The 11,842-nt window shown below is 62.8% G+C and carries 10 protein-coding genes and 2 pseudogenes; 8 read left to right on the forward strand and 4 right to left on the reverse strand.

Going from position 1 to position 11,842, the window contains the following annotated elements; all coding sequences use genetic code 11:
• Positions 1-194 precede the first annotated feature (194 nt).
• From ACQP1G_RS17050 to ACQP1G_RS17060, 3 genes and pseudogenes are all read left to right on the forward strand, one after another.
• Complete coding sequence (locus ACQP1G_RS17050) at positions 195-497, forward strand: transposase (protein ID WP_433204954.1); 303 nt, start codon at positions 195-197, stop codon at positions 495-497.
• Positions 494-1,081, forward strand: a pseudogene (locus ACQP1G_RS17055) (IS3 family transposase); the annotation flags it as partial. The gene ACQP1G_RS17050 and the pseudogene ACQP1G_RS17055, both read left to right, overlap by 4 nt.
• Complete coding sequence (locus ACQP1G_RS17060; protein ID WP_433208592.1) at positions 1,066-1,374, forward strand: integrase core domain-containing protein; 309 nt, start codon at positions 1,066-1,068, stop codon at positions 1,372-1,374. The pseudogene ACQP1G_RS17055 and the gene ACQP1G_RS17060, both read left to right, overlap by 16 nt.
• Before the next feature lie 136 nt (positions 1,375-1,510).
• On the opposite strand, the gene ACQP1G_RS17065 is transcribed toward ACQP1G_RS17060, so the two are convergent.
• The 3 genes from ACQP1G_RS17065 to ACQP1G_RS17075 all read right to left on the reverse strand — a co-directional run bounded on the left by ACQP1G_RS17065 (position 1,511) and on the right by ACQP1G_RS17075 (position 4,436).
• A complete protein-coding gene (locus ACQP1G_RS17065; RefSeq protein ID WP_433204957.1) occupies positions 1,511-2,089 on the reverse strand; it encodes a hypothetical protein in 579 nt (192 codons plus the stop codon).
• Between the two features lie 237 nt (positions 2,090-2,326).
• Positions 2,327-3,520: an IS701 family transposase gene (locus ACQP1G_RS17070; protein ID WP_433204960.1), complete on the reverse strand. Its 1,194-nt coding sequence runs from the start codon at positions 3,518-3,520 to the stop codon at positions 2,327-2,329.
• A gap of 430 nt (positions 3,521-3,950) precedes the next feature.
• Complete coding sequence (locus tag ACQP1G_RS17075; protein ID WP_433204963.1) at positions 3,951-4,436, reverse strand: group II intron maturase-specific domain-containing protein; 486 nt, start codon at positions 4,434-4,436, stop codon at positions 3,951-3,953.
• 652 nt (positions 4,437-5,088) lie between these two features.
• Between ACQP1G_RS17075 and ACQP1G_RS17080 the strand changes: the two genes are divergently transcribed.
• The 5 genes from ACQP1G_RS17080 to ACQP1G_RS17100 all read left to right on the forward strand — a co-directional run bounded on the left by ACQP1G_RS17080 (position 5,089) and on the right by ACQP1G_RS17100 (position 10,224).
• Complete coding sequence (locus tag ACQP1G_RS17080) at positions 5,089-6,357, forward strand: IS110 family transposase (protein ID WP_433204966.1); 1,269 nt, start codon at positions 5,089-5,091, stop codon at positions 6,355-6,357.
• 597 nt (positions 6,358-6,954) lie between these two features.
• Positions 6,955-7,677 (forward strand): polyprenyl diphosphate synthase, encoded by a 723-nt coding sequence (gene uppS / locus ACQP1G_RS17085; protein ID WP_433208595.1) that lies wholly within the window; start codon positions 6,955-6,957, stop codon positions 7,675-7,677.
• Between the two features lie 280 nt (positions 7,678-7,957).
• Positions 7,958-8,269, forward strand: a complete 312-nt coding sequence (locus tag ACQP1G_RS17090; protein WP_433204969.1) for a hypothetical protein — start codon at positions 7,958-7,960, stop codon at positions 8,267-8,269.
• Positions 8,266-9,954 (forward strand): hypothetical protein, encoded by a 1,689-nt coding sequence (locus ACQP1G_RS17095; protein WP_433204972.1) that lies wholly within the window; start codon positions 8,266-8,268, stop codon positions 9,952-9,954. The genes ACQP1G_RS17090 and ACQP1G_RS17095 overlap by 4 nt, the downstream gene beginning before the upstream one ends.
• 3 nt (positions 9,955-9,957) lie before the next feature.
• Complete coding sequence (locus ACQP1G_RS17100; RefSeq protein ID WP_433204975.1) at positions 9,958-10,224, forward strand: hypothetical protein; 267 nt, start codon at positions 9,958-9,960, stop codon at positions 10,222-10,224.
• A 353-nt stretch (positions 10,225-10,577) separates the two neighbouring features.
• Here ACQP1G_RS17100 and ACQP1G_RS17105 read toward each other — a convergent pair.
• Positions 10,578-11,819, reverse strand: a pseudogene (locus tag ACQP1G_RS17105) (IS110 family transposase).
• Positions 11,820-11,842 lie beyond the last annotated feature (23 nt).

Raw genomic sequence — 11,842 nt, forward strand, 5'->3', positions numbered from 1 at the left:
TTCTGTCGGATGTGGAGCGTGATCGGCTCATCCGGTGGGCGCGGGAGGATTCTCGGTTGGCGGGACGGGCACGGATCGTGCTGGCGTGCGCGGAGCCGGGGGCTGTGAGCACACGGGTCGCCGCGGATCTGGGGGTGGACCGTTCCGGTTCGGTGGACACGGGGGTCGATGTCGCCCGGTAGTACGGGAGTTTGGTGTTGGGTTCGACGCGGCGTAATTTCACCGAGGAGTACAAGGCTCAGGCGGTAGCGTTCGTTCTGGGTGAGGGGCGGCCGGTGGCCGAGGTGGCACGCAATATCGGCTGCCACGAGATGACGTTGAGGAAATGGGTGAAGAGGGCGAAGGAGTCCGGAGCCGAGGATGGTTCCGGGGATAGGTCGTTGACCGACTCGGAGCGGGCCGAGTTGGAGCGGTTGCGTGCGGAGAACGCGGAGTTGAAGATGCAGGTCGCGTTCGCAAAAAAAGTTGCGACCTGGTTCGCGAAAGACCAGCGGTGAAATTCGCCGCGATTGCGGACTGGGCGGCTTCTGGTGAATTTGATGTGGCGTTCATGTGCCAAGAGTTGGCGGTGTCCCGGTCGGGCTATTACGCCTGGTGCGGGCGCGGTCCCAGCGACCGCGACACCGTCGACGCCGGGCTTATCCGGCTGATCCGCGCGATCCACGCCAAGCTGCGCGGCAACCCGGGCGTGCGCCGGGTGCACGCTGCGCTGCGCGTGGCCGGGCACCGGATCTCGCGCAAGCGGGTGTGGCGGCTGATGCGTGCGATAGGGCTGCGGGGCAGGCACCCGAAACCTTTTCGGCGCACCACGATTCGTGGTTGTAAGCCGGTCGATGCACCGGATCTGCTGGGGCGTGACTTCACCGCGGCGGCGGCGAATCAGCGTTGGTGTGGCGACATCACGTACGTGAAAACCTGGGCTGGGTGGGCTTATCTGGCCACTGTGATCAACCTGCACGACCGGGCGGTCATCGGCTGGGCGATCACCGACCATATGCGCACCGGTCTGGTCACCGATGCTCTCGAAATGGCACTGGCGCGGCGCCGGCCACCGGCGGGAGTGGTATTTCACAGCGACCGCGGCAGTGCACGTCAAAGGAATTCGCTGATTTCTGCCGGAAGAATGGTGTCCGGCGTTCACTCGGCCGCACGGGTTCATGCTTCGACAATGCAGTCGCGGAATCGTTCTTCGCGACCTACAAGAAGGAGCTGGTACATACCCGTCCGTGGCCGACCCTGGCGTCGTTGAGGAGGGAGACCTTCGACTGGATCGAGTCGTACTACAACACGCAACGAAGGCACTCGACGCTCAATTATTTGACGCCACAAGAATATTCGTTAGGGTACAGAGAAATCAGTCAGATCGCGGCATGATCCCGTGTCCACGAAACCGGGAACACTCCAAGCCTGCGGCCACCACGAAATCTGTTGAGTTACACACAAACCCGACATGATCACGCGGTGGCCGCCCAAATCCGCAGCCACTCCGAGCCGTAGCCTGTCGTCCTACTCACATTCTCGTGCAATCGGGCCCTGATCTCGGCCAATCCGGGCCGGCGAGTGGGTGGCTACGGTAGTCGGGGTGCGGCGCACCGAATTCCAGGCAGTTCTCGTCGAGGGCGTTGCTGATCGTCACCCGGCCTTCGGCGAAGACGAAACTGACCGCAACCATGCCCTCGGCGACATCCCTGCCAGCCCATTCAAGCAACTCCACCGCCTGCAGTCGCTTGCCTTCAAGGGCTGTCAACTCGGCCCGGGTGTCGTGTCGCCAAGCCAAATGGAAGGTGTGGACCTCCGGGTCCTCATCATCGCCGTTCGACCAGGTGGCCTGCCCGGTAGGATCGACAGTGCTCCATGTGACTGACAGGTCGGCGAACTTCTGATGATTGATCTCCACCTGCTCGCCGTCAAAGTCCAACACAACCGGGCCGTCGGCGAACCACTCGTCGTCATCGCGATCCCAAACCAACCAGACGTGGTCGAGGTGACGCCCGACCAGCGCATGAAGCCGATGACCGTGGGCAGCGGTGATCGCCCGGCGACCCTGGAGCCACTGCGGTTGGTAACCCTCGATGTCGAAATAAGACACCCGCTCACTATGCGGCACACCACCGAAGTTGCATATCCAATTTACACGAGACCAGCGGGAACCCACCACTCCAACACGAAGATCACGATCTACGGCTGGAGTATTAGCACGACAGTTGTATTTCGTTGTTTCATAGTCGTTTTGGTCGATAGCGGAGTTGTCTGGCGTGGTGTTGGTGGTGGCGGCGCCAGTGGCAGGCAGCTAACGCGTGGGTGAGGGTGCGGGCTGGGTGCAGCGCTATCGCCAGGAGACGGCGGATATCGGCGACTGTGATTCGGCCCAGCCCGCGTGGGCTTTTGGGTCGGTGGCCGCGGTGACGGCGAGGAAGGCGTGGGCGAGCATCGCCAGGGTGATGTGGCGGTACCAGGGATACCATTTGCGGACTTGGTAGTCGTCCAGGCCGCATTGGTCTTTGGCGGCTTGGAAGCATTCCTCGACCGCCCACCTGGCGCCGGCGACGGCCACGACCTGTTCCCGCTCGATCGTGGCGGGGTGAAAGCACAGGTAGTAGGCGATATCGGCGGGGTCATCGAGGGATCGGCGGGCCAACAAGGTTCTTGTGTATCCGGCGGGGAGGTCACCGAAATGGGGGAGGGTGGCCCAGGCCCAGTCGTATTCACGTTCGCCGCGCACGCCGAGCCCGGCCGAGACTCGGTGCCAAGCTTGTGCGGGCGCTCGAGCGACGAGGGTGTCGACGCGGCGGCGGCCGTCGAGATCGGCCACGGTTTGCCGGACCGGCACCTCGAGAACGTAGGACAGGCGACGGGACTCGCAGAATGCCCGGAACCGGCCGTCGCGGCCGTAGGCAGCGTCCGCGGCCACCCACCCGGCGGCTACTCCGGCATCCAAGGTCCGGGCGATCATCATCTCCGCAAGCCTAGGCTTCGTCAGAAGACCTGAGCTGCAACGGCTTTCAGGAATTCCCGCTTCGGTACAGCGGTCACGGTCACCGATCCAGGACTCGGGCAGGTAGAGCTCTCTATCGATCAACGCCCGCCCGGTGCTCCCGGCGTAGGCGAGGAACACCCCGAGCTGAGAATTCTCCACACGCCCCGCCGTTCCGGAGTACTGGCGTTGCACACCCGCCGACTTCACTCCCTTCTTCAAGAATCCGGTCTCATCCGGGACCAGGACACCATCCGGGCAGGCCAACGCCTCAGCAACATACGAGCGCAGACAATCGCGCAGCTCATCAGCGTCCCACCGGGACCGATTCAGGAAATGCTGCAACCGGCCCGGATCCACCTCCCCAGCGGCCTCGGACAACTGCCAAGTGTTCTTCCGCTCGACCGGGGCCAGCAACCCCGTCAGATACGACCGCGCCCACCGACGCGGCTCCGCACGATAGAACACCCCCGCCACCCGCGCGAACACCTCATCGAAACCCGCCCTCCACGCCGAAACATCCTCGGCCACAACATCATCGAGCATCAGCGACAAGCTACCGCAGAATCAATCACCATGCAGCACAACGAAATACAACTGTCGTGCTAAGAACCGGCCGTGCCCGATTTCCAGGCAACCGGCTCAAGCAAGCCCTGAAGGCTCACAGGCATCAGAAGCGCTGTGCCCATTGCCATTACCGACAGTCTGGCGTAGGCAGTGGGCGTGCACGAGATGCGGTGCGGTGCGTTTGTCCGGCATTCCAGACCCCGGTGTGGCGGTGACCGCATGTGTGCGGATCGCTTTGCGGGTGGTCGCGTGCCATTGTTCCCATTCTTGTGGGCTTTGTGGCTCGCGTTCGGCGTGCAGCAACAGCCCCGGCAGATCGGGCAGCGGCCCCGCTGCGCCTGCAGCAGGCGCAGCGTGGTCTTGCCCAGTGGCGGCTTGTTGCGGCGACGCCGCTCGGTCCAGTAGTCGGTCAGGGCCGGGTCGTCCGGAGATGCCGTCCCTGCCACCATCCGGTGCCGGACAATCGGTGTCCAGGCGAACTTGCGCAGGTAGAAGCTGGTTGCCCGGCTGCCGAACACCCACGAGTCTTGCCTGGCGGGGTTGAACTTGCCGAAGTAGCGGGCCTTGACCCAGTGCATCGGCTTGTTCGAGTGGGAGATCCTGGCCCATTTGTAGACCAGTCTCCAGGTGTGGGCGTCCAGTGAAGCGAACGCCCGTTGGAGACCCCGATCCGGTAGTAGGCGGTCCATCCGGCGATGATCGGGTTGAACTTGGCGATCATCGCCTCGGCGTTGGCCCCGCGCAGGGTCTTCGCCTCGGTGGACAGTTCGGCGTCGGTCAACCGGGGCGCGAATCCGACCGCCGGACGCCGGGGAGCCAGATCCGAGCGAAGCTTCAACAGGTCGTCGGTGGTGACATAGAGTGCGGTGGCGAGGGTGTCGATGTCATTGCTCACAACCTTGACTTACGACGCCCTCGCCCAACTTCTCAAATCCACTTCCTGACAATCACTTCCACAACAGTGACATCCGCGAGGCAACGACGGAACCCGACAGCTGCTCGGTCCGCTGCGCGGGCGAGCTGCGCAGCGGCACGACTTCAGCGACCTACCAGCTCCGGCAAACAGCATTCAACGCTTGCGGGCTCGCGCTTGCCCGGTGAGTTCAGTGATCCGGTCGGGGCGGTGAGGATTGTTGAGCTCGGCCACCAGCTCGTCGGGGCACAACTCGTACAGGTCGCCCCACCAAGGCAAGCTTTGTTGTCCCACACGCGGTACCCGCCTGGCACGCCGCGTGCCACGTACCGTCGTCGAGCCATCCTCGGATTCTAACGGCGCACGACAACCCTTGGAATCACACATCTAGCCAATTTGTCCCTGGTGGGACGCCCGTTCCGGGCTGAAAATGGTGGGGTGGTCGCCTTGTCGACGCCGTCTTCCCTATGGTCCTTCGAGGCCGTCATCTAGCCGGGCGTTGGGGTCGGGTTGTGGGCCCTTCATTGTTGCCGTTGTTGTCGAGCACGAGGATTAGATTCTGCTTTCCCTTGCCGACTCCACGGGCGACCACCCCGAGGTCGGTTCCAGCGGTGCGGGAGAGGACGAAGAAACGATGTTGGCTGAGTCTCATGATGAGGAACAGATCATCGCCAGGGTCGCTGCCCTGGATATCGGTAAGGCCGAGGTGGTGTGCTGTGTCCGGGTTCCCGCGGAACCCGCCTCGAGTAGACGGCTGCAGGAGGTGTCGACGCATTCGACGATGACCCGGTCGTTGACCGAGTTGGCTAACCATCTGGTTGATCTGGGTATCGAGCGGGTCGTGATGGAAGCGACGTCGGACTATTGGAAACCCGTGTTCTACCTGCTCGAAGCGCACGGGCTTCGGCCGTGGCTGGTCAACGCCCGCGACGTCAAGCACCTGCCCGGCCGACCCAAAACCGATGTGCTGGATGCAGTCTGGCTGTGCAAGGTCGCCGAACGCCAGATGCTGCGCCCCAGTTTCGTGCCACCGGTGCCGATCCGGCGGCTGCGGGATCTGACCCGGTACCGCATCGATCTGGTCGGGGCACGCACGGCGGAGAAGAACCGGGTCGAGAAACTCCTCGAAGATGCCTGCATCAAACTCTCGGTCGTGGCTTCCGACATTTTCGGGGTTTCCGGGCGGGCGATGATGGCCGCCCTGATCGCCGGTGAACGGAACCCGAAAGTACTGGCGCAGATGGCGCGATCGCGGATGCGCACCAAGATCGGTCAGCTCGAAGAGGCGTTCAACGGGCACTTCGGTAACCATCACCGGTTCCCGCTGGCCCGGATGCTGGCCCGCATCGATGGCATCAACGCTGACATCAACGCGGTCGATGAACAGATCGAGGCGCAACTGGCCCCTTTCGCGACAGCGGCGGCGCGCCTGGATGAGATCCCCGGTATCGGCCCGGTCGCCGCCGCGATCATCATCGCCGAGGTCGGCGACGATATGTCCCGGTTCCCGACCGCCGGGCACCTGTGTTCCTGGGCGAAATTCTCTCCCGGCATCAACTCCTCGGCAGGAAAGACCAAGGGCAACAACTCCACCGGGCACGGCAACCGCTACCTCGCGCGGGTCCTCGGCGAGGCCGCCGTCACCGCCGGGCGGACCAAAACATTCCTCGGCGAACGCTACCGGCGCATCGCCAGACGGCGGGGCAAGAAACGCGCCATCGTCGCTATCGGGCGTTCCATCCTGGTCATCGTCTGGCACCTCCTGCACAACGAGAACGCGATCTTCACCGATCTCGGTGCCGACCACTTCACCCGCCACCTGAACCCGGACAGCAAGCGCCGCAGCCACATTCGTCACCTCGAAGCCCTCGGCTACACCGTCACCCTCACCCCAGCCGCCTGACCCTGTCACAACCAACAACAACCGGTGTCGGCTCCGCCGACAGCTACCGCCTGCCCATTCACCATCATTTTCGGATTAGGCATGCTCGACCTGGCCACCCTGCTCATATTCATGTGGCTTCGAGGACGGACCCCTAGCGGCGCAGGGCTGCGATCAGGATTTGCTGGCCGGTTGCGTCTGGTTCGCCAAGAGCCGGGCGTCCGCTACGGACTGCGACAATCGTGTACTGACCAGCTAACTGTCGGCGACTAACGTACCGAATGGTTCCATTCGGTACATGGTTTCAGTAGGTTCATCTCAAGGGATCCAATGAGTTCCGGGCGTCCCTGTTGCAAGTTGATTCCGGGGCCCGCGCGGTGCGCACATGTAACACCGCGCAGCCATGTCGGATGGAGATCGAGCCAGATGGCGTGCCGGACGTCGTTGTGCAAAATTGGTTCGGCCCCGGAACCGCGATAACCCCGGCGAGGGTGCGTACATATGAACAAATTAGATGCGAACGAGCCAGCTGTCGCCGATATTGTGGACAGTGAAGCGGTTACGGTCGTCGATGACACGGATCGGGAGAACGAAGGCAATCCTGCCTCAGCCGCTGGGATGGCCAGGAGGCTCGTCGATATGCCGCATCCCCGGCATATCGCTGTACTATGCGACGGCAATCGCCGGTGGGCGCGGGAGAACGGTTTCAATGTTAGCCACGGTCATCAAATGGGCGCATTGAAAGTGATCGAAATGCTCGGTTGGTGTGATCTTACGCGAACCGAGATAGTGACAGTCTATGCGCTGTCGACCGAGAACCTGCGCCGCGACCCGGACGAGCTGTCGGCCATGATCGACATCATCGCCGACTTCGTCGAGGAAATCTCCGCCGCGAGCCGGAACTGGCGTGTACTGATCGTCGGCGACCTCGGTCTACTACCTGTCTACACGGCACACAGGATGTCCACTGCCGCTGATACGACCGCGGGCCGCACAGGTATGCAGGTGAACGTTGCCGTAGGCTACAACGGACAACACCAGATTGCGGACGCGGTTCGCAATCTGGTGCGCGACAAACTCCATGACGGACTGATCGGCGAAGAGCTGGTCGAGTCAATCACGGTGCGGAGCATCAGCGAGCACCTATACGCATCCGGACAGCCGGACCCGGACCTGGTGATTCGAACTTCGGGCGAGCAGCGGCTGTCCGGATTCATGCTCTGGCAAATCTCCTACTCCGAGCTTTGGTTCACAGACACATACTGGCCGGATTTTCGCCGAGTGGACTTTTTGCGTGCCCTGCGGGACTACGCAAGCCGGCGCCGTAGGTTCGGCATGTGAGCTTGTCTGGCACGACACGAATAATATGTCCAAATAGAGCTTGTCCGGTCCGGACATTTCGATCAAATGCTTGACCTGCACAGTTGGCGAAGCCGGGGGCGACGACTCTTGTCAGGGACCGCGACGTGTGTCTAGCGTGAGTACGCAATTCAGCCCCGCGTTGTATAAGCAGGTTATTCGAAGGAGCGTCACTGGACTCGCGCATGCCGCGAAGATGGCCACGCCACCACGCTGGTGACCGAATTGGATCGCGAACGCGGTCCGAGTAGGAGGGTTTCCCTTGAAAATGGATGTGCGTGAGGTACAGGGTATTGCGCGGGATCTGAAGACCTCGGCGGTCAATGTGAACGAGACCGCGATGAGGGTGGGCGATACCGTGCGCAAATACGCGCCAGCGCAGGCTGGCCGGGCCTACGAAGCGATTGGGAAGACGCTCGGCCCAGCGTTCGAGAAACTTCCCCGGCACCTGTACTCCTGGTCGAACTGCGTGCACGACTGCGGGGAGGCGATAGGTTTGAGCGCTTCCACGTTTGTGGGGGTCGATAAGGCCAACGCTGCGAATCTTGGTGCGGTCGAGAGGGTGTTCGTGTGACAGGAGCACAGACAGACGGCGACCGACTCCTGAACTCTGGCACCGATGGGCTGCGGTTCTTCGAGGTCTTCCTGCCCCGCTATCAGCACTGGACCGGCGGCGCCCCGGCAGGCGGAAATTACTCAACGCTGGCCGCTCGCTACGACCAGGAACGCGGCATGGACATCCGCTGGCTGCATGACTTCGCGACCATGCTGCAGATAGACCAGCTCACCCAAGAGGCTGGCGTGCAGTCCGCGCGATTCACCGAACTGGCCGACCACTGGAGCGAATCATCGGGCGCGAACGCGGTACAGCATTTCATGGGGACAGTGCAGAATCACACCCACAACACCACCGACACAGTCAGGGGCATCCAGAAGGCCCTGGCAAGCGCCGCCGAGCAGCTCGAAAACGTGGTGCGCCACAAGGCCGATATTGCGCGCATCGACTTCGTCGCCGACGCCGTAGCGGGCAAGACACCCGCCGAGATCGATCGCATCATCGACTATGCGCACGACACTGTCGGCGGTTCCGAAGACAGCAAAGCGAAAGCGGTCCGCACGCTACTGCCCGATTACCCCGAGGGAGCCACCAATCCGGAAGCGTACTGCGGACAATGGCTAAACCAGGTCTTCGTCCCGGCGGTCAACGACCAAGTTACCGCGTTCACCAAGCTGTGCGACGCCACACATACCGCGGTGACCGGCCTCTACGACAAACTCGCGAAAGCTTTTAACGGCCTCGACCCGGCCGGTTACACCTCACCGGGCGGCCACCTATCAGCCAACACCGACCTCGTCTCCAACATTGGTCGATCCCGCTATCATGAACGCCCGGTCTCTACATCCCTGGCGTCGACCATCCCAGCATCGACTATCCCTGACAAGCAGCTGACATCGCCCGCCGCAACAACGCCGCCCGCGACCACCGACCCGACTCAGGCAGGGAACCCGTCGGCGCCCAACACCGCACCCGCCATAACTGGCACCAGTATCGCTGCCAAGACGAACACGACAACCGACAAGGCTCCCGCTCCCGCCGACAAGGCTCCCGCTCCCGCCGACAAGGCTCCCGCTCCCGCCGACAAGGCTCCCGCTCCCGCCGACAAGTCCGACAAGGGAACACCAGGAGTCTGGCGGCCTGGTGACATCTCTGCCATGGTCGATTCGGCCAGCAAGATCACCGGTTCTATCCCGGACAACATCAAGGCCGTCGCGAGCCTCATTGACAGCGCCGACAAAATCGTCAAAGACGGAGGCACGGCCGTGAGCTCGGTCATCAAAACCGGCGGCGAAGCCGCAGTCAACGTCATCCATGCAATGGACCACCAACCTGCCACCCATGACCCCGGCGCCGCACCCCATGACAGCGCCCCAAAGGGCGACGACACAAAGCCCCCGGCGACTGCCGCTCCAGCGACTGCGGCTCCGGCCAGTGCTGGCGACAGCTCGCAGCACCCGAACGGCGCCACGTCAACCTCGGCGCAAGAGAACGCAACTCCCGTCACCGAAACCAGCACGCCGACACCGGCGCTGGTCACCACGCCGGCGTCCGTAACGCCCGATCCACGGGTCGCAAACACGGGGAGTCCCATGGTCCTGGGCGTCCCGGCGAGCGCCGTTCAATCGAAATCGGCCGATTCGTCACCCCAGTCGGTACCGCACGATACGGCGCGGACCAGAGATACCGAAACCAAGGAGTGACAGATGGCGGACGACACTGTCAATTGGGCCGCTGCAATGGAGCAGGTTGCCGACGAGCATGCCTCTGCCGTCCGCCGCATCCGCTATCAGGTCGAACAGATCGACACCGATGCTCGGCAACGCTCCCAGGACCTCGCCGACCGTGAACGTGAGAGTATCCGCGCCGACAAACGCGGTCAGCTGGGCCCTCCAACCGCCCGCAATCGCGAACCACGGACACACACGCCGCAGGGGCCGATGTCATCGCGGACAACGCGACCAGGGTTCTGATCAGCCGCTGTACGGGATGGTGGGTTTGAGAACGGCTGGCTGGAATCGAGAAAGCGAACATACTCGGCCAACGTCCCAAGGTCTCTGCCCAGCCCGCGCAGCAGCTCCCCGTTAACCTCGGGCATTCGTGCCGGTTGCCCTGGCAGCGGCCGGGAAATGGCGAAAGGCGCCTTGACCTGCGATAATTCGACTTGCTGAAGGTTGAATGATCGTGGTTGAAAGGCATCTTTCTGGTCCGAAAGAATACCTGGTGACTCGCGTTGGTCTGTGACCAGCAGCAGATTGGCGTGACGGGCGAGCGTAGCGAGCCGATCAGTCGGGCTGGCCCGACTTGTGCTGTGGCCGTTCAGAGTTCAGGCTGCCGGGAGGGGATCGAAGCGCACTGTGTAGCCGAGGGCGTTGGCTTGGCGGACGATTCGGCGCATCGCGCGGGCGGGGTTGATGTTGGCGAAGTAGTCGGCGCCGAGGTTGTGGTAGTTGACGTCAGCGGAGAGCATATGCCAGACCGAGGTCAGGATCGAGCGCTGCAAGGCGACAAGGGCTCGCTGTTTGCCCAGTCGCGGTAGCAGCCGCTTGTAGCGGGCGCCGAGGTAGGTGTCGCGCGTTCGGATCGCCGACATCGCGGCGATTCCCAATGCGCCGGCCAGCCATTTGTTGCCCTAGCGGGTCTTGCCCGATTTACGTTTGCCCGCAGATTCGTGATGCCCGGGACAGACCCCCGCCCAAGAGGTCAGGTGCCCGTCGGTGCGGAACCGGTCCATGTCACGTGCCGATCTCAGCGATGATCACTTCGGCGACCCGGCGGCCGACCCCGGGAATGGTCTCCAGCCGATCAAGTTGGCGGGAGAAAGGGCGCATCTGATCCTAGATTCGCTCCGAGAACTCTTCGATGGCCGTAGTGATCTGGTCGATTCGCTTGAGGTGAAGCCGACACAGGAAAGCGTGGTGTTCTCCGAAGTCGCCGGTCAGCGCCTCGACCAGCTGCGGAATCTTGTTGCGCATACTGGCTTTGGCCATGTCGGCGATCACGTTGACGTCCTGCTCGCGGTCGATCAATGCCGCCAGCATCTGTCGTCCGGATCGACCGAGGATGTCGGAGGCTACACTGGAAAGCTTGATCCCGGCATCCTCCAACTCCTTTCCGAACGTTGCGCCTCGCGGGTCCGCTCCTGCATCAGCGTGATCCGGTAGCGGGTCGGATCTCGCAGGTGCCGGATCGGCTCCGGCGGCACGAACGAGGGCCGCACCAGTCCACATTCGTCCAGTTGGCATAGCCACGCCGAGTCCGAGATGTCAGTCTTGCGACCTGGCAGACCTTTGACGTGGGTAGCGTTGGCCAGCACGACGTTCAAAGAGTCCTCCAACAGATAGAACGCGCCGCGCCAGTAATCGCCGGTCGCTTCCATCACCACCAGGGTGACCTTCTCCGACAGCCAGTCTCGCAGCACCAGCAGCGAGTTGGTGGTGGTGGCGAAGGTTCGGATCTCCTGGCTCCGCGAACGTTTCCGCCCACCCGCACTGGGCGTTCGCACACACGCTTTGAGATCCTTCTTACCGATATCCAAAGCAGCGCAACGCTCATGCAGCAACTCCACGACAATCCTTCCGATACGTCGTC

The sequence above is a fragment of the Nocardia sp. CA-107356 genome (genome assembly GCF_050946365.1).
Classification (GTDB): Bacteria; Actinomycetota; Actinomycetes; order Mycobacteriales; family Mycobacteriaceae; genus Nocardia.

Bases quoted from the DNA above. Each gene is read 5' to 3' on its own strand.
- ACQP1G_RS17070 (WP_433204960.1), bottom strand. From the start codon at position 3,520: ATGCTCGATGATGTTGTGGCCGAGGATGTTTCGGCGTGGAGGGCGGGT.
- ACQP1G_RS17080 (WP_433204966.1), top strand. From the start codon at position 5,089: ATGTTGGCTGAGTCTCATGATGAGGAACAGATCATCGCCAGGGTCGCT.
- uppS (WP_433208595.1), top strand. From the start codon at position 6,955: ATGGCCAGGAGGCTCGTCGATATGCCGCATCCCCGGCATATCGCTGTA.
- ACQP1G_RS17100 (WP_433204975.1), top strand. From the start codon at position 9,958: ATGGCGGACGACACTGTCAATTGGGCCGCTGCAATGGAGCAGGTTGCC.